Annotated in this window: 18 protein-coding genes; 10 read left to right on the plus strand and 8 right to left on the minus strand. The window is 69.1% G+C overall.

Annotated features, from left to right (window positions below; genetic code table 11):
- Positions 1–2 precede the first annotated feature (2 nt).
- Positions 3–1,211: a lipase family protein gene (locus tag J4E04_RS15805; protein WP_490148989.1), complete on the plus strand. Its 1,209-nt coding sequence runs from the start codon at positions 3–5 to the stop codon at positions 1,209–1,211.
- A 1-nt stretch (position 1,212) separates the two neighbouring features.
- Here the strand turns inward: J4E04_RS15805 and zwf are convergent, their stop codons facing one another.
- Complete coding sequence (zwf, locus tag J4E04_RS15810; protein ID WP_056447015.1) at positions 1,213–2,670, minus strand: glucose-6-phosphate dehydrogenase; 1,458 nt, start codon at positions 2,668–2,670, stop codon at positions 1,213–1,215.
- A gap of 124 nt (positions 2,671–2,794) precedes the next feature.
- On the opposite strand from zwf, the gene J4E04_RS15815 reads away from it, so the two are divergent.
- From J4E04_RS15815 to J4E04_RS15825, 3 genes are all read left to right on the plus strand, one after another.
- Positions 2,795–4,045 carry a L,D-transpeptidase gene (locus J4E04_RS15815; RefSeq protein ID WP_027504131.1) on the plus strand — a complete coding sequence of 417 codons (1,251 nt, stop codon included), beginning with the start codon at positions 2,795–2,797 and terminating at the stop codon, positions 4,043–4,045.
- Between the two features lie 136 nt (positions 4,046–4,181).
- Positions 4,182–6,566, plus strand: a complete 2,385-nt coding sequence (locus J4E04_RS15820) for an ATP-binding protein (RefSeq protein ID WP_490148990.1) — start codon at positions 4,182–4,184, stop codon at positions 6,564–6,566.
- Between the two features lie 27 nt (positions 6,567–6,593).
- Positions 6,594–7,127 carry a DnaJ family domain-containing protein gene (locus J4E04_RS15825; RefSeq protein WP_027504133.1) on the plus strand — a complete coding sequence of 178 codons (534 nt, stop codon included), beginning with the start codon at positions 6,594–6,596 and terminating at the stop codon, positions 7,125–7,127.
- Here the strand turns inward: J4E04_RS15825 and J4E04_RS15830 are convergent.
- From J4E04_RS15830 to mrf, 5 genes are read right to left on the minus strand one after another with little or no spacing between them, the layout of a single operon-like run.
- Positions 7,042–8,217 carry a cation:proton antiporter gene (locus tag J4E04_RS15830; RefSeq protein ID WP_027504134.1) on the minus strand — a complete coding sequence of 392 codons (1,176 nt, stop codon included), beginning with the start codon at positions 8,215–8,217 and terminating at the stop codon, positions 7,042–7,044. The genes J4E04_RS15825 and J4E04_RS15830 overlap by 86 nt on opposite strands.
- 3 nt (positions 8,218–8,220) lie before the next feature.
- On the minus strand, positions 8,221–8,700 hold the full coding sequence (locus tag J4E04_RS15835) for a cation:proton antiporter regulatory subunit (protein WP_027504135.1): 480 nt from the start codon (positions 8,698–8,700) through the stop codon (positions 8,221–8,223).
- 17 nt (positions 8,701–8,717) lie between these two features.
- Positions 8,718–8,894 (minus strand): 50S ribosomal protein L32, encoded by a 177-nt coding sequence (gene rpmF, locus J4E04_RS15840; RefSeq protein WP_056447007.1) that lies wholly within the window; start codon positions 8,892–8,894, stop codon positions 8,718–8,720.
- 3 nt (positions 8,895–8,897) lie between these two features.
- Complete coding sequence (locus J4E04_RS15845) at positions 8,898–9,155, minus strand: type B 50S ribosomal protein L31 (RefSeq protein ID WP_027504137.1); 258 nt, start codon at positions 9,153–9,155, stop codon at positions 8,898–8,900.
- Entirely contained in the window at positions 9,152–10,450 is a 1,299-nt protein-coding gene (gene mrf / locus J4E04_RS15850) for a ribosome hibernation factor-recruiting GTPase MRF (protein WP_027504138.1), read from the minus strand. The genes J4E04_RS15845 and mrf overlap by 4 nt, the downstream gene beginning before the upstream one ends.
- Positions 10,451–10,598: 148 nt before the next feature.
- Between mrf and rpmB the strand changes: the two genes are divergently transcribed.
- From rpmB to J4E04_RS15880, 6 genes are read left to right on the plus strand one after another with little or no spacing between them, the layout of a single operon-like run.
- The gene (gene rpmB, locus J4E04_RS15855; protein ID WP_027504139.1) at positions 10,599–10,835 is read left to right on the plus strand and encodes a 50S ribosomal protein L28; all 237 of its coding nucleotides are present in this window, start codon (positions 10,599–10,601) and stop codon (positions 10,833–10,835) included.
- A gap of 1 nt (position 10,836) precedes the next feature.
- Positions 10,837–11,007 carry a 50S ribosomal protein L33 gene (gene rpmG, locus J4E04_RS15860; RefSeq protein ID WP_027504140.1) on the plus strand — a complete coding sequence of 57 codons (171 nt, stop codon included), beginning with the start codon at positions 10,837–10,839 and terminating at the stop codon, positions 11,005–11,007.
- Complete coding sequence (rpsN, locus tag J4E04_RS15865; RefSeq protein WP_027504141.1) at positions 11,007–11,312, plus strand: 30S ribosomal protein S14; 306 nt, start codon at positions 11,007–11,009, stop codon at positions 11,310–11,312. The genes rpmG and rpsN overlap by 1 nt, the downstream gene beginning before the upstream one ends.
- A gap of 12 nt (positions 11,313–11,324) precedes the next feature.
- Positions 11,325–11,579, plus strand: a complete 255-nt coding sequence (rpsR, locus tag J4E04_RS15870; protein WP_027504142.1) for a 30S ribosomal protein S18 — start codon at positions 11,325–11,327, stop codon at positions 11,577–11,579.
- Positions 11,580–11,610: 31 nt separating this feature from the next.
- Positions 11,611–12,537 carry an AEC family transporter gene (locus J4E04_RS15875; protein WP_490148991.1) on the plus strand — a complete coding sequence of 309 codons (927 nt, stop codon included), beginning with the start codon at positions 11,611–11,613 and terminating at the stop codon, positions 12,535–12,537.
- A 53-nt stretch (positions 12,538–12,590) separates the two neighbouring features.
- A complete protein-coding gene (locus J4E04_RS15880) occupies positions 12,591–13,052 on the plus strand; it encodes a hypothetical protein (RefSeq protein WP_027504144.1) in 462 nt (153 codons plus the stop codon).
- Positions 13,053–13,058: 6 nt separating this feature from the next.
- Here J4E04_RS15880 and J4E04_RS15885 read toward each other — a convergent pair whose 3' ends face one another.
- Both J4E04_RS15885 and J4E04_RS15890 read right to left on the minus strand, forming a co-directional pair.
- Complete coding sequence (locus J4E04_RS15885) at positions 13,059–15,023, minus strand: hypothetical protein (RefSeq protein WP_490148992.1); 1,965 nt, start codon at positions 15,021–15,023, stop codon at positions 13,059–13,061.
- Positions 15,023–16,426, minus strand: a complete 1,404-nt coding sequence (locus J4E04_RS15890) for a sigma 54-interacting transcriptional regulator (RefSeq protein WP_222627689.1) — start codon at positions 16,424–16,426, stop codon at positions 15,023–15,025. The genes J4E04_RS15885 and J4E04_RS15890 overlap by 1 nt, the downstream gene beginning before the upstream one ends.
- Positions 16,427–16,468: the final 42 nt, after the last annotated feature.

Raw genomic sequence — 16,468 nt, forward strand, 5'->3', positions numbered from 1 at the left:
CGGTGGCCGCGATCATCGGGACGACGACCGCGCGCCGCCAGGTCGCGCTGACCTGGCTGTCGGTGCTGGCCGTCCTCTGCGCGAGTTGCGCTGGGCTGCCGGGAGAGTCGGCCCCGGAGACGGCCGTCGACTCTCTCACCGACGTCGCCGCGGGCTCACTGCTGGGCACCCCCCGTGACTTCGCGGGCTATCCCGCGCTCGCCACCTTGACGGCGGTGTCGAAGACGGTGCTCTACCGTTCGACCTCCGGCATCGACGGCTCCGCCACCGAGGTGAGCGGGCTGGTCCTCGTTCCTCGCGGCGACCCACCGGCGGGTGGGTGGCCGGTCGTCGCCGTCGGCCACGCGACCACCGGTACCGACAGTCGGTGCGCGCCGTCCACCCACATCGGGCTGCTGGGGGCGCTCACCACCGTGATCCCCTTCCTCGCCAACGGTTACGTGGTCGCCATGACCGACTACGAGGGCCTGGGCACCCCGGGTCCGCACCCGTACCTCGATGCCGCCACGGCCGGCAACAACGTGATCGACGCGGTGCGCGCAGCGCGCGAGGTGGAACCGACGGCGTCCGACTCCTGGATCGGCTACGGCGTCTCCCAGGGCGGGCAGGCGGTGTGGGCCGCCAACGAACGGGCCGCCGACTACGGCGAGGGACTCCGCCTCGTCGGCACCATCAGCATGTCCCCCGCGACCGACCTGAGCCCGCTCGTCGACGCGATGGTGGCCGGAACACTCACCGCCGAACAGGTCGCGCTGGTGCCGTCGGTCCTGACAGGGCTGTCCGTCGCGCACCCCGACCTCCAGGTGACCGACTACCTCCGCGGTGTGCTGTACGAACGTCGGGACGTCTTCGCCGCCTGCGAGGGCGAGAACGACGGTCTCGAGAGCGCGATCGCCGAGTCTGTCACACCGTCGGACTACGCACCGGTGGACGAGGCCGCCGCAGATCGTCTGCGCGCGTGGCTCAGCGAGGCCGGAGTGCCGGGCGCCGCGGCGACCGCGCCCATGTTCGTCGGCTACGGCGAACTGGATCGACTCGCACTCCCGGAGTGGACGGTGGCCGCGGTGCAGCGAGCGTGCGCACTCGGCGACACCATCGAGCTCCGCGAGGCACCGGGACAGGGCCACGGCATCCTGAACCTCGGAAGTGCGCCGGCGGAATGGCTGGACGGCCGGTTCGCCGGGACACCGGCGCCGAGTACCTGCAACTAGGTCACTCCCCGCGCCACTCGCGCTCGAACGGCAGCCGCCACGCGTCGGGCGCGACCAGACTGTGGATCGCGTTGGGACCCCACGATCCCGGCGCGTAGGACCGGACGGGCGGCGGGTCCTCGAGCAGCGGTGCCGAGACCTCCCACAGCCGCTCGATGCCCTCGGACGTGGTGAACAGCGTGTGATCCCCGTGCATCGCATCGAGGATCAGCCGCTCGTACGCCTCCAGAACATCTGCGGCACTCTCCGTCTCGTGCAGCGCGAACTGCATGCTGAGCTTGTCCAGGCGCATGCCCGGGCCCGGCCGCTTACCGTAGAAGGAGAGCGACACCTTCGACGAGTCGGTGAGGTCGAAGGTCAGGTGGTCCGGCCCCTGGGCGCCGACGCCGGAGCCCGCCGGGAACATCGACTTGGGCGGCTCCCGGAACGCGATCGAGATGATGCGCTGCCCCTCGGCCAGCTTCTTGCCGGTCCGGAGATAGAACGGCACACCCGCCCACCGCCAGTTGTCGATGTGGCACTTCAGGGCGACGAAGGTGTCGGTGTCCGAGTCGGGGGCGATGTCCTTCTCGCTGCGGTAGCCGGAGTACTGGCCGCGCACGACGTTCCGCGGATCGAGGGGAAGCATGGAGCGGAAGACCTTGTTCTTCTCCTCCTTGATCGCCTCGGGTTCCAGCGCGGTGGGCGGTTCCATGGCCGTGAAGGCCAGTACCTGGAACAGGTGGGTCACCACCATGTCCTTGAAGGCACCCGTCGACTCGTAGAAGCCGGCGCGGCCGTCCAGTCCCAGAGTCTCGGGCACGTCGATCTGCACGTGTTGGATGAACGTGCGGTTCCAGATCGGCTCGAAGAGACCGTTGGCGAAGCGGAACGCGAGGATGTTCTGCGCCGGCTCCTTGCCGAGGAAGTGGTCGATGCGAAAGATCTGCTCCTCGGCGAAGGTCTCGTGCACAGCCGCGTTGAGCGCGACGGCGCTGGCGAGATCGGTGCCGAACGGCTTCTCCATGATGATGCGGGCCCGCTCGACGAGCGTCGCCTCGGAGAGCATGTCGATGACGGCGAGCGCCGCGGACGGCGGTACCGACAGATAGTGCAGCCGCTGCACGCCGTCCCCGAGTTCCTTCTCCGCCGCTGCCACCGCGTCCGACAACGCCTGCGGGCCGGCGGTCTGGGGCACGTAGGTCAGGCGAGTCGCGAAGCGGTCCCACTCGTCCTCCGTCGGTGTGCGCGTGGAGAACTGCTCGATCGCCTCCTTCGCCATCGCTCGGAACTCGTCCGACGTCATCTCCTGCAACGACGTACCGACGACGCGCATCCGCGGCGCCAGTTCGGACAGGACGAGGTGCATCATCCCCGAGAGCAGCTTGCGTTTGGCCAGGTCTCCGGTGGCACCGAAGAGGACGACCACCTGGGGCGGCAACGCGTCCGGGACGGAGGATCGGCGGCGAGTCGTGGTCATGCCCGCGATGCTTCCATCGAACCCGCACTCCCGCTCGGCGGGGGTGAGCGCCGCGCACGCGCTACCGTGGTGGTCAGCGCCGTGTCGTCGCGCTACCCGATTCCGCACCTTACGGAGCACCCGCATGTCGTCCCGTCCTGCCCTTCTCCGCACCGTTCTCCTGGCGTGCCTCGCGTTCGTGATGCTGCTGGCCTCGGCCTGCACCATCGGATCGAGTGACGGCGGCTCGGGAGGTGATTCCGGCGGCGCGCCGGAGACGACGCAGGCCGCACCCGCGCCGACCCTCACCCTCGACCCGCCGGACGGCGCGGCCGACGTCAACCCGCTCGCGCCGGTGAGCGTGACGGCGTCGAACGGCACCATCACCGCGGTGCGGATGACGAACGCGGACGGTGTCGTCGTCGACGGGGTCGTGACACCCGACGGATCCACCTGGAAGCCGGCCACCACGCTCGGCTACGGGAAGCAGTACTCACTGGAGATCGACACCGAGGCGACCGACGGCGCCGCGCACGAGCAGACGAGCACGTTCACGACCGTGGAGCCGGACAACTACACGCTGCCGTCCTTCGTGACGTCGGGCGGCAACCTGCTCACGGACGGGGGCACCTTCGGCGTCGGCATCGTCGCGGTGGTGCACTTCGACGAGCCCATCGGTGACCGCGCCGCCGCCGAGCGCACGCTGTCCGTCCAGACCACGCCCGCCGTGACCGGATCCTGGTACTGGGCCGACGACCAGAACGTCCACTGGCGGCCGGAGAACTACTACACGCCCGGAACCGCGGTGACCATCTCCGCGAAGGTGTACGGCGTCGAGGTCGGTGAGGGCCTCTTCGGACAGGAGGACGTCACCACGTCGTTCACCATCGGCGACTCGCACGTCTCCGTCGCCGACGACGACACCAAGCAGGTAGAGGTGTACGAGAACGGCACGCTCGTGCGCACCATGCCCACGTCGATGGGCATGGGAGGCAGCGAGACCGTCGGTGGCCAGACGTTGACGTTCTGGACTCAGCCCGGCGTCTACACCGTGCTGGACAAGGCGAACCCGGTGATCATGGACTCCTCGACGTACGGGCTGCCGGTGAACTCGCGCCTCGGGTACAAGGAGTCGATCAACTACGCGACGCGCATCAGCAACGACGGCATCTACCTGCACGAACTCGAGGACACCGTGTGGGCGCAGGGCAACACCAATGTCTCGCACGGCTGCCTCAACCTGAGCCGGGCCAACGCGTCCTGGTTCTACGACTTCTCGGTGCCCGGCGACGTCGTCGAGGTGCGCGACACCGGCGGTGCACCGCTGCAGCAGTGGCAGAACGGTGACTGGAGCGTCCCGTGGTCCGAGTGGCTCGCCGGGAGTGCGCTGGCCTGATCCGCTCGCGGTCGTCACCACCCCGCGCGCACCTTTACACTGTACGGAGACGCGCGAGGAAGGTTCATCAGGAATGCCGGGGACGACGACAGCACACAGCGCATGACGGGTGTGCTCGCATGATGCACGTGGTCGCGTGACGACCCGCGACGAGCTGTTCCCCGGTACGGACGCCACCTCGACCGCCCATCGCGAGTTCGACTGGTCGACGACGTCACTCGGACCGGTCGAGAACTGGCCGGACGCACTGGTGACCGCCATCCGCACGCTGTTCCCGTCCGAGGTGGGACAGCTCCTGTGGTGGGGCGAGGATCTGGTTCAGCTCTTCAACCACGCCTACACCCCGATGGCCGGCGACCTGTTTCCCGAGGCCGTGGGCCAGCGCGCCGCGGACTGCTGGCGCGTCGGCTGGGAGCAGCTCGGCCCGTTGGCGCACGACGCTCTGCGCGGCACGGCGGTCCATCGGGCGGAGCAGAGGCTGCTGCTCGACCGCTTCGGCTACCTCGAGGAGACGTTCTTCACGTTCTCCTACAGCCCGATCCTCGGTTCCGGCGACACGGTGAACGGGGTCTTCGTCGCCACCACCGACGTGACCCAGCAGGTGCTGGCGGAGCGCCGCATGTCGGTGCTGCACGAGCTGGGCTCGATCTCCGTGGCCTCCCGCGACATCGACGACGTCTGCCGGGCGTCACTGGACCTGCTCGCCGGCAACGAGGCCGACGTGCCGTTCGCGTCCATCCACCTCCGCACCACCCACGACGCGGAACTCGGCGAGATCCGTCCCGTCGCCTCGACGTCCGCGACGCTCCCCGGTCGGCCGCACACCGCCACGACCGTCGATCGCGGCGTGATCGATCGCGTCAGCACGAGCGGTGTCGGCGAGATCGTGGGCACGACCGCCGTCGTGCTCCCCCTGCACGCGTCGTCGGGCCGACCCGTCGGCGTTCTCGTGGCCGGCATCAGCGCGTTGCGGCGCTTCGACGAGCCGTACCGCGTGTTCCTCGATCTGGTGGCCGGACGCATCTCGACGGCGCTGACGGATGCGTACTCGTATGCGGCAGAACGCCGCCGGGCTCGCGACCTGGAAGAGCTGGATGCTGCCAAGACCCGGTTCTTCGAGAACGTCAGCCACGAGTTCCGCACCCCGCTGACACTGCTCCTGGGTCCGTTGGGCGACGTGGTGGACGACCAGGAGAACCCACTGCCGCCGCACCGGGTGCGATCGCTGCAGACCGCGCGGCGCGCGGCACTGCGACTGCAGCGACTGGTGGACACCCTGCTCGACGTCGCCCGCGGCGATGCCGACGGATTCGTCGTGTCTCTCGAACCGACCGACATCGTCTCGCTCACCACGGACTGCGCCTCGATGTTCCGCGACGCGACGGCGCGGGCCGGCGTGGAACTGCACCTCGCACTCGACGGCGTCACCCACCGCTTCGCCGAGATGGACCGCACGATGTGGACTCACGTGGTGATGAACCTGGTGTCCAACGCGGTCAAGTTCACGACGGCGGGATCGGTGACCGTGAGCCTGCGAGACGACGCGGACACGGTGACGTTGACGGTCACGGACACGGGACCGGGTGTCCCCGAGGCCGACCGAGCGAAGATCTTCGACCGGTTCTATCAGGTCGCGGCCGCCGCCGGTCGCAGCCGCGAGGGGTCCGGCGTCGGACTCTCCCTGGTGCGCGACCTCGTGGCCGCCCTGCACGGCACCATCGACGTGAGCGACGGCCCGGACGGCACGGGATCCACGTTCACCGTGACGCTTCCCCGCACGGTGGCGTCCGCGCCGCCCGCCTCCGACGCCACCACACAGGAGGTCGCGGAAGCGTTGGGCGCCGGGTACATCGGTGAAGCCGACACCTGGCGACCGCTGGACGGCGTCCGGACCGATCCGACACCCGATCAGCGCCAGGTGGTGCTCGTCGAGGACAACGCCGACATGCGCGACTACCTCGTCGGACTGCTCCTCGAACAGAACTGGCACGTGACCATGTTCGCCGATGTCGACTCCGCGATGGCGCACGCCCGCGCCCACCCGCCGGACGTCATCCTCAGCGACATCATGCTGCCGGGACGCTCCGGTCTCTCGCTCGTCGACGAGGCGAGGTCCGACGGCCGGCTGGTGCGCGTCCCGATCGTGTTGCTCAGTGCACGTGCGGGATCCGAGTCGGTCGTCGAAGGCCTCCGCCTCGGTGCGGACGACTACGTGACCAAGCCGTTCCAGCCGGCGGAGCTCGTCGCACGTGTCCGGGTGCACCTCGAGCTCGCCCGGTTGCGGGAGCAGCTGCTCGGCAGCGCGCAACGCGAGGTGTCCTCGCTGCGCACGGCGCTCGACAGCCGCAGTGTCCTGAGTCAGGCAGTGGGCCTGCTGATGGTCACGCAGCGGATGTCGCCGGAGGCGGCCTTCGACCACATCGCGACGATGAGTCAGGCCGCCAACGTCAAGGCTCGGGTGATCGCGGAGCAACTGGTCCGCGACTTCGTGGAGGAGCTCGGGTCCGACCCCGTCGGATAGGCACAGCAGCGCAGGAGGTCTCGTCGCATGACGGAACGCAAGCCGTCGGACATCAGTGTCCAGACGTGGGTGGACCGGCAGATCGCGTCCGCTCAGGAGAACGGCGCCTTCGAGAACCTGCCGGGCCTCGGCAAGCCGATCCCGCCGTCGAGCACCGACGAGTTGTCCTGGGTGCGGGGGTATCTGAAGCGCGAGAACCTCTCGGGCGATGCTCTTCTGCCGACGCCGCTCCGCCTGCGCAAGGAGGTCGAGCGTCTCCCGGAGGCGCTGCGGGACGTACGGTCCGAGGACGCGGTCCGTGCGATCGTCAAGGATCTGAACGCGCGCATCATGGACTGGCTGCGGGCGCCCGTGGGACCTCAGGTACCCATCGGCCGCGTCGACGCCGACGAGGTGGTCGCGCAGTGGACCCGGGACCGGTCAGCGGCTCGGGCAGCGCTCGCGGCGAAGAAGGCATCGCTGCAACAGGCCGGTCTCATGACGTCGGACCCCGCGCCGCCAGCACGCGCAGCGTCACGGGCTCGACGACCCTGGCTGCGATGGGTCCGGCGACGGCCATGATCAGCACGTAGGCCGTGGCGAGTGCGGCCAGCTCGCTCTCCACGGCGCCGGCCGCGACGGCCAGACCCGCGATGACGATGGAGAACTCGCCGCGCGCGATCAGTGCTGCCCCGGCACGCATCCGGCCCAGCTGTCCCACGCCGATCTGCTTCGCGGCCCACGCGCCGGTGGCCACCTTGGTCACCGCGGTGATGACCGCGAGCAGCACCGCGTACCCGAGGACGGGCGGGATCGAGCGCGGGTCGGTGTTGAACCCGAACACGACGAAGAAGATGGCCGCGAACAGGTCACGCAAGGGCTCGAGCACCCGGGTGGCGGCCTGGGCGGTGGATCCCGAGATGGCGATCCCGAGCAGGAACGCCCCCACGGCCGCGGACACCTGCATCGCCGACGCGATTCCGGCCACCAGGAGGGCGAGCCCGAAGACTTTCAGCAGCACCACCTCTCGGTCCCGGCTGGCGACCACCTTCGACACCACCCACCCGTACCGCAGTGCGACGACCAGCACGACGGCGACGACCAACAGGGAGATCCCCACGGCCTCGGCGCCGCCGAGAATGCTGACGCCGCCGAGCACCGCGGTGAGGATCGGCAGATAGAGCGCCATCATGAGGTCCTCGAACACCAGGATGGACAGCACGACGGGCGTCTCGCGGTTGCCCAGTCGGCCCAGGTCACCGAGCACCTTGGCGACGATGCCGGACGACGAGATGTAGGTGACACCGCCGAGCACCAGGGCGCCGATCGGTCCCCAGCCGAGAATCAGCGCTGTCACCGCACCGGGCACGAAGTTCAGCACCAGGTCGACCAGGCCCGCGGTCCACGACCGTTGCAGCCCGGTGACCAGTTCGTTCGCGGTGTACTCGAGTCCGAGGAGCAGGAGCAGCAGCACCACGCCGATCTCGCTCGCGAGATGGGTGAAGTCGTCGATGCCGTCGAGCTCGACGATGCCGCCGTTGCCGAAGAACAACCCGGCGAGCAGATAGAACGGGATGGGGGACATGCCGATCCGCGACGCGAGCCTGGCGAGCAACCCCAGCGCGAAGAAGACAGCGCCCAGCTCGGTCAGTCCGAGCGCAGTCTCTCCCACCCGTCAGCTACCGAGGATCTTCGCTGCGTGATCGAGACCGTCGCTCGTTCCGACGACGACGAGCAGGTCGCCCGAGACGAGGGTGAAGTTCGGCGGCGGCGACGGCTGGACCTGCCCCGCCCGCATGACCGCCACGATGGACACCCCGGTCTTGGTCCGCATGGCGGTGTCGCCGAGAAGTCGGCCGTCGAAGCGGGATCCCTCGTGGATCGGCAACTGCCGGGTCCGGATACCGGGGAGGTCGCGGTGCTCCTCCCCCAGCTGCGCGACGAGTTGCGGCGTGCCCAGCAGGTTGCCGAGCGCCGCCGCCTCCTCGTTCGTCAGCGTGATCGACGCCTGCGTCGAGTCCGGGTCCTCCTTCTTCGACACGATCAGCTCGTTCGTGCCGTCCTTGCGCGTGATGACCCCGATGCGTCGCCCCGTGGACAACGCGAAATCCTTGCGTACCCCGATGCCGGGAAGCAGGGTGACGTCGACGTTCATGCGGCGATGCTAGCCCCTCAGGTCAGTCGTGACGGGTCCAACAGTCCCGTCTGCACCGCCTTCACCAGCCGACGCGGCACCCGGTGCGTCACGCCGCCGACGGTGACGGACACCAGATCCGGCGGCGTCGCCTTCCACTGCGAGCGTCGACTGCGCGTGTTCGAGCGGGACATCTTCCTCTTGGGAACAGCCACGGGTCAGGCCTTTCTCGTGCGGGTGCCGTAGCGACGCTCGAACTTCTCGACGCGTCCCTGCGTGTCCATCACCCGCGCCGCGCCGGTCCAGAACGGGTGCGACTCGTTGGTGACGTCGACGACCACCAGCGGATATGTGCGACCGTCCGAGTACTCGACGGTGCGATCGCTGGTGACGGTCGACCTCGTCAGGAACATCGATCCCGTCCCGGAGTCCTGGAATACGACCGGATGGTAGTCCGGATGTACGTTCTTCTTCACTGTGCAGCCCTTCTGTCGTCGTCCGCCCCGACGGCGGAACTGTCTGTCTCGCAGGGATCTTCGTGGTACTGCCCGAAAGGGTCGGCCCACTCGGCCCAGAGCTCGGGAGTCTCGAGCTCGTCCGGCGTGAGCAGCGCGTCGGACAGCGCCGCGTACACGTGCTCGGGATCTGCCTCGTGCACCAGCACCACCAGCGACTGCGCGCGGTCCCCGTACTCCTCGTCCCATGCGAGTGCGGCGAGAGCGCGGCGGGCGGTGGGCGCCTCCTCGTAGTCGTCCGGTGCCATGGCCGCGAGCCACGAGCCCGCGGAGGCAACCCGGAGCCCACCGCCGGCGGACTCGAGCCACAGCACGGCGTCGGGTTGCGTGGCCACCCACAGCCGACCGCGGGTGGCGACGACACCGTCGAGGAGAACATCGATCGCGTCGTGCAGCCGGCCCGGGTGGAACGGCCGTCGGTCCGTGAACTCGACCAGGGTGACGCCGCACTCCGCCGACAGCGGCGGCTGCCCGTCGAGCAGTGGCGCGTGGGCGTCGTCGACGAGTCCTCGCCGCGCCGTCGCCGGAACGCGGGCCAGCAGGTCTCGCGGACGTTCGCCCGGCAGGATCCAGACCCGCGGCGCGCGTGGTGCGAGCCGCGCCAGTACCGCATCGAGGCGCGCGGCGTCCCACCGATCGACTCCGGTGTCCGCGACGACCAGCAGATCGGATCCTCGAACGGTGCCGACGGCGACCTGCGCGACGGTGCGGTCGTCGAGAAGATCCACGACCTGACCGCCGTCGGGCCCGGGCGGGAACGCCCGTTCGCCGACGAGCTCGTCGCCGGTGGCGTCGGACAGCCAGGTCGCGCCGTCGACGCAGCCGACGACCGCCTCGATGCGCACGTCTCGCGACGCCGTGGCGTCCACCCGGCCGACCATGCCGGTGACGACGGTGTTCTCGATCGCCCAGCAGATCGCCTCGACCTCCAGCGAGGGATCGACCCGGACGACGATGCGTCGCACGGACGAGTCCGCGGAGACCGATCGCAGCAGGGGCAGCAGATCCTCCCGCAGCAGGCAGGAGACGCAGCACCCGAGACCCGCCAGGTCGACGACCCGGGTGGTCGGCGTGCCGTCGTCGTCCATCCGGACCGTCCGCCGCCGCACGACACCGACGGTGGCGTCGGAGAGGTCGTGGTGCAGGACGATCGTGCCCGGCTCCTGGAACGTCGCGCTCACCGCGGCGCCGAGATCCTCCGGCCCGCACACCACGACCAGGGGCGTTCTCCTGTCGGGCGCCTCGAGGTTCTCCATCGGCACTGCACGTCCTTTCGGTTCTTCGAGTTGTCGACAACGATTGTCAGTTACCGGCGTCCGAGCGTACAGTTCCGATACAGCGCTTGTCGACAACTGTTGTCGATAAAGTCACCGGTCACCAGTCGACAGAGAGGAAGGGTTCGCGATGTCCGCGCACTGCGACGTCACAGGACGGGTCCCGAGCTTCGGGAAGTCCGTCTCGCACTCCCACCACCGCACGAGTCGGAGGTGGAACCCCAACGTGCAGCACAAGACCTACTTCGTACCGAGCCTCGGCCGACGAGTGCGGCTGACGGTCTCGGCGAAGGGGATCAAGACCATCGACCGCGACGGCATCGACTCCGTCGTCACGCGGCTCGTCGCGGCCGGAAAGAAGTTCTGACATGGCGAGCAAGAGCACCGACGTCCGGCCGATCGTGAAACTGACGTCGACCGCCGGCACCGGCCACACGTACGTCACCCGGAAGAACCGGCGCAACGATCCCGACCGACTGGTCCTGCGCAAGTACGACCCCGTCGTGCGTCGACACGTCGATTTCCGGGAGGAACGCTGATGGCCAAGAAGTCGAAGATCGCCCGCAACACCCAGCGGGCCGAGATCGTCGCCCGCCACGCGGCACGTCGCCACGAGCTGAAAGAGCTGATCCGGAGGCCCTCGACGAGCGACGAGGACCGGTTCGCGGCGCAGCGGGCTCTCCAGCGTCTACCGCGCGATGCGAGTCCGGTAAGATTGCGCAATCGAGACGCTGCGGACGGTCGCCCGCGCGGGTACCTCCGAAAATTCGGACTCTCCCGCATCGGCGTTCGAGAGAGAGCACATCGCGGGGAACTTCCCGGCGTCCACAAGAGCAGTTGGTGAGATGGAGAACTCATGGCAGTGAAGAGGGGCCCGTCCAAGAAGGATCGGGTCGAGAAGGATCGCAAGCCCAAGAAGAACCCGCTCATCGCGGCGGGCATCACCGAGGTCGACTACAAGGACGTGAACCTGCTGCGTCAGTTCATCTCCGATCGCGGCAAGATCCGCAGCCGCCGTGTCACCGGGCTGACCCCCCAGCAGCAGCGTCAGGTCGCCACCGCCGTGCGCAACGCACGCGAGATGGCGCTCCTTCCGTTCACCACCCGCTGAGTGTCGACCGGTAGGGGCTGACAGGCCCCCCGTGTCAGGAGTTCTCGCCGGATTCACCGTCATCTTCGTGGTCGTCTTCATCGGCTACGTCGTCGCCCGTACGGGCGTACTCGGTGAGTCCGGCGGACTCGTTCTGGGGCGGATGGTGTTCTTCGTCGCCACTCCGGCGCTGCTGTTCGACACCCTCGCCCGCGCCGACCTGTCGGTGATCTTCTCCCCCACACTCGCCATCACGGCCGTGGGGGCTCTGCTGGTCGGAGCCCTGTATCTGGTGATCGCCCTGGCGATCACGAAACGCACGGTCCCCGAGGCCACCATCGGGGCACTCGCCGCGTCCTACGTCAACGCGGCCAACCTCGGCATCCCCATCGCCGTGTACGTCCTGGGCGACGCCTCGTTCGTCGCGCCGCTGCTGCTCTTCCAGATCATGATCTACTCGCCGCTGGCCCTGACGATCCTGGACGTCTCGACGTCGTCGCGCGGCACCTCGCTGGTCGGTGTCGTGGCAGCCCCGTTCACCAACCCGATCGTCCTCGCCGGCCTCGCCGGACTGGCGCTCGCCGTGACGGGTCTGAGCCTGCCCGACCCCGTGATGCAGCCGTTCGCACTGCTCGGCGGCGCCAGCGTTCCCGGCGCCCTGCTCGCCTTCGGCATGTCGTTGCAGGGGGTACGCGTGCTCGAGCGGGGAGCCGGACCGCGCCGCGACGTCGCGCTGGCGACCTTTCTCAAGATGGCCGTGCTGCCCGTCCTCACCTACGTCCTGGCGCGGTGGGTGTGGCGCATCGACGGCCACGACCTCTTCGCCGTGGTGGTCATCGCAGCGCTTCCCACCGCGCAGAACGTGTTCATCTACGCCACCCGCTACGGCCGCGGAACCGTGCTGGCACGCGACACCGCGTTCGTCACGACGCTGGTGTCCGTTCCCGTCATCGCCCTCGTCGCCGCGCTGCTCGCGTGACCGTGGGAGCGAGCTCGGCCGGGCCCGCGCGCGGCCGCGCTACCGTGGAGGTCATGAGGTCGTTCGCCCTGGGGCTGCTGTTGTGTGTCGCACTCGGCGGATGCGGCTCCTCCGACCCCGGCGACGCCGGCGACCTCGAGACCGGCGCGGCGTCCCCCACCGACCTCGTGCCCGTCCCCGGCTCACCGCCGGTTCCCCACGAGGTGGCCGCGGACCAGGTGGGCACCGAGTTCACACCCGGCGCGTCGCTGGTGATGGCGCAGTCCACACCGTTCGAGGCGTGGACCGCGCTGCCGGGCAACCGGATCGCGGTGCACTTCGTCACCGGCACTCCCGAGTGCTACGGCGCCGACGCGACCGTGGAGGAGACCGAGGAGACGGTGGTGGTCACCGTCCGGACCGGCACCCTCGAATCCGCGAAGGACAAGTCCTGCATCATGATCGCCGTGTACGGGACCATGGAGCTGCAGCTCGCGGCCCCGGTGGGCACCCGCACGGTGCTCAACGGGACCTGAGCCGGCTCAGCGCTTCCTGCGGGCGCTCAGATAGTCGCTCACCACCGCGGCACCGAGTCCGTCCAGATCGGGTGCGACGACCCGCCCGCCCACGCGCTGGGCCATCCGGTCCACGACGCGGGCCAGACCGGGATCGTCTCCCAGCCGGAAGATCGTCACCTGCGCACCGATCTTCGCCAGGGTGTCGAGCTCCCTGACCGTCAACCCGAGGGTCCGCGGATGCGGCGGATAATCGAAGAAGGCGTGGCCGTCCGGTTCGAGATGGGCGGTCGGCTCGCCGTCCGTGACGATGAGCACCACGGGTTGGGCGTTGGGATTGCGCCGCAGGTGCGCCGTGGCCAGCATCAGCGCGTGGTGCAGGTTGGTGCCCTGGTCCCACGCGCCGTCGAGCCCCGCCAGTTCCGACGGTGTGAGCGTCTGCGCGTGTCGTCCGAAACCGATCATCGTCAGATCGTCGCCGCGGAACCGCGTGCTGACGAGGTGATTCAACGCCAGCGCCGTCCGCTTCATCGGAACCCAGCGACCCTCCATCACCATGGAGAACGACGTGTCCACCAGCAGGGCCACCACGGCCTGTGACCGTAGCTCGGTCTCGCTGATCTCGACGTCGGTGACGGCCAGACGCACTCCGGTCTCGCCGTCTCCGCGAGGTTCCGTCGCGGTGCGCAGGACGGCGTTGGTCACCGTCCGGACGACGTCCCACGGCTCGGTGTCGCCGAACTCCCAGGCGCGCGACGCACCGGTGGGCTCGCCCATCGCGCCCGCTCGGCGGGTGTCACGCTCACCGCGGCGCGATGCCATGCCGCCCGCGACGTCCTTCAGAGCCGATTGCCCCAACTGCCGCATGGCCTTCGGGGACAGGCGCCACTGTCCGTCGGCCCCCTTGTCGAGGAAACCCTCCTGCTGCAACGCCTTCTCCAGGTCCGCCAACGTCCGCGCGTCCGCGGCCGCCTCCGGACCCAGTTGGCGCAGCAACGCATCGGCGTCGATGTCGTCGAGCGCCGCACCGTTGTACTGCTGCGAGAGCTGGTCCCCCAGCTCCTCGAGTTCGGCGATGTCCTGCAGCACACCGGTCCCGTCGCCGAGTCCCATGCCCTCCTGACCGCGGAACTTCTGGGCGGAGTCCCAGTCCTCCCCCGGCCGGGCCGACTGCAGATTCGCGTCGAGTCGCGACAGCTGGTCCATCAGGTCCTGGCTGCCGAAGGCCTGCTGCGCCAACGCGTCCAGCTCGGAACGCTGCTCCGCGGAGAGCGAGTTCCGCAGCCTCTGCGCTGCCGCGGACCGCTCCGCGAGAGCATCGATCAGGTCGTCGATGGTCTCGGGATTCTCGGGGAAGAACTCACCGTGATCGCGCATGAACTTCTCGAACTGCTCGTCGGTGTTCTCCCCGCGCGCATGGGCGTCGAGCATGTCGTTGAGATCGGACAGCATCTCGGCGACCCGAGCACGGTCCTCCTCGGTGGCCCCCTCGAGTGCCTGCTTCATGCCCTTGAAGCGTTGATCGAGCACCTCGCGGCCGAGCAGATCCTTGATCTTCTCGTAGTTCTCCCGCGCCTCGCTGCTGCGCCAGTCGTAGTCGGCGAGCTCCTGCACGGCCTGCGCCGTCGACGGAGGCAGTTCGGCGATCTGCATCTCCTGGAAGCGGGCGTCGTCGTCCAGCGCACGGGCCAGGGTCTTGCGCTCCTCGAGGACCGCCTCGTCCAACAGCTCGCGCACCTCCTGCAGGGTGCCGTCGAGATTCTTGTTCTTCAGCAGTTCCCGCCGACGACGGTTCGCCCGCGCGGCGAGATCGTCCAGGCCGCGCATGTTCTTCGTCCCGCGACGCAACATCTCCTGCATCGCGCGGCGCGGCGACGCACCTTCGAGAACGTCCTGACCGATCGCGTCGAGCGCCTCCCGCAGATCGACGGGTGGCGCCAGCGGATCCGGACCGTCGACGTACGGCCCGTACCGGGAGTTTTGGCCCGCCATCAGCTGTACACCGTCTGCCCGTCGTCGCCGGTGTCCTTGCCGATGCGACGTGCGAGGTAGAGACCCTCGAGCGCGAGCTCGACAGCCGCGGCGCGCTCACCGTCGGAGGTCGCGCCCAGACGCTCGGCGATCTCGTCGATGACAGGAAGATCCGGCAACTCGTTCAGCAGCACCTTCGCGGTGACTCGATCACCGGTGATCACGGGCTCACCCTGCTCGACGGCCGTGACGAGAGGGCCCAGGTCGATACCGCCGAGCGAGTCCCGTGCGGTGTCGGCTGTGGCCCGCCGCAGCAGGTGGTTCAGAACCTCGATCTCCCGTCCCTCCTCGCCCGACTCGAACTCCACCTTGCCCCGCAGGACGTCGACGATCGTCTGGGTGTCGACGGGTCGAGCCACCGGATCGGACTCGCCCAGCACGGCGGCACGGTGCACGGCGGCCGCGCCGACGGTCTCGGCGGCGGCGACGGCGAACCGAGCCGAGACGCCGGAACGCTGGTCGACCGACGGCGATTCACGCAGCAGCCGGGTGAACCGCGCCAGCACCTCGAGCACGTGCGGCGGCACGACTGCGGTGAGGTCGGCCTCCTGCTCGATGACCGCGATCTCGTCGGTCAGCAGGATCGGATAGTGGGTGCGGATCTCGGCGCCGAACCGGTCCTTCAGCGGAGTGATGATCCGACCGCGGTTGGTGTAGTCCTCCGGGTTCGCACTCGCGACGAGGAGCACGTCGAGGGGCAACCGCACCGTGTAGCCACGGATCTGGATGTCGCGCTCCTCCATCACGTTGAGCAACGACACCTGGATGCGCTCGGCGAGGTCGGGCAGCTCGTTGATCGCCACGATTCCGCGGTGGGTACGCGGCACGAGGCCGAAGTGGATTGTCTCCGGATCGCCCAGGCTGCGGCCCTCGGCGACCTTCACGGGGTCGACGTCGCCGACGAGGTCGGCCACCGACGTGTCCGGGGTCGCCAGCTTCTCCGAGTACCGCTCGGAGCGATGGCGCCAGGACACCGGCAGATCGTCGCCGAGTTCGGCTGCCCGGCGGATCGAGGCGGGGGTGATGGGGTCGTAGGGATGCTCACCGAGCTCGGAGCCGTCGATGACGGGCGTCCACTCGTCGAGCAGCGTGGCGAGGGTACGGAGCAGGCGGGTCTTGCCCTGCCCGCGCTCGCCGAGGAGAACGACGTCGTGCTGGGCGAGGAGTGCGCGTTCGATCTGCGGAAGGACGGTGTTCTCGAATCCGAGAATGCCGGGCCATGCGTCGCGGCCCTCGCGCAGGGCGTCGAGCAGGTTGTCACGGAGTTCGTTCTTGACTGTCTTCTGGACGTGTCCCGACGCGCGGAGTTCACCGAGGGTGGTCGCGCGCGGGTGTGGATCTCGACTACTGGGAGACTGGGTCACCCTTCCAACGTACGAGCGTCGAGCCGTTTCGGCACGTGCACA

The sequence above is a fragment of the Rhodococcus sp. NFXS4 genome (assembly GCF_058139645.1).

What these genes read in the sequence shown, in the direction of transcription:
- zwf (WP_056447015.1), bottom strand. Translation starts at nt 2,670, where the DNA reads ATGACCACGACTCGCCGCCGATCCTCCGTCCCGGACGCGTTGCCGCCC.
- J4E04_RS15815 (WP_027504131.1), top strand. Translation starts at nt 2,795, where the DNA reads ATGTCGTCCCGTCCTGCCCTTCTCCGCACCGTTCTCCTGGCGTGCCTC.
- J4E04_RS15825 (WP_027504133.1), top strand. Translation starts at nt 6,594, where the DNA reads ATGACGGAACGCAAGCCGTCGGACATCAGTGTCCAGACGTGGGTGGAC.
- J4E04_RS15835 (WP_027504135.1), bottom strand. Translation starts at nt 8,700, where the DNA reads ATGAACGTCGACGTCACCCTGCTTCCCGGCATCGGGGTACGCAAGGAT.
- mrf (WP_027504138.1), bottom strand. Translation starts at nt 10,450, where the DNA reads ATGGAGAACCTCGAGGCGCCCGACAGGAGAACGCCCCTGGTCGTGGTG.
- rpmB (WP_027504139.1), top strand. Translation starts at nt 10,599, where the DNA reads ATGTCCGCGCACTGCGACGTCACAGGACGGGTCCCGAGCTTCGGGAAG.
- rpmG (WP_027504140.1), top strand. Translation starts at nt 10,837, where the DNA reads ATGGCGAGCAAGAGCACCGACGTCCGGCCGATCGTGAAACTGACGTCG.
- rpsN (WP_027504141.1), top strand. Translation starts at nt 11,007, where the DNA reads ATGGCCAAGAAGTCGAAGATCGCCCGCAACACCCAGCGGGCCGAGATC.
- rpsR (WP_027504142.1), top strand. Translation starts at nt 11,325, where the DNA reads ATGGCAGTGAAGAGGGGCCCGTCCAAGAAGGATCGGGTCGAGAAGGAT.
- J4E04_RS15880 (WP_027504144.1), top strand. Translation starts at nt 12,591, where the DNA reads ATGAGGTCGTTCGCCCTGGGGCTGCTGTTGTGTGTCGCACTCGGCGGA.
- J4E04_RS15885 (WP_490148992.1), bottom strand. Translation starts at nt 15,023, where the DNA reads ATGGCGGGCCAAAACTCCCGGTACGGGCCGTACGTCGACGGTCCGGAT.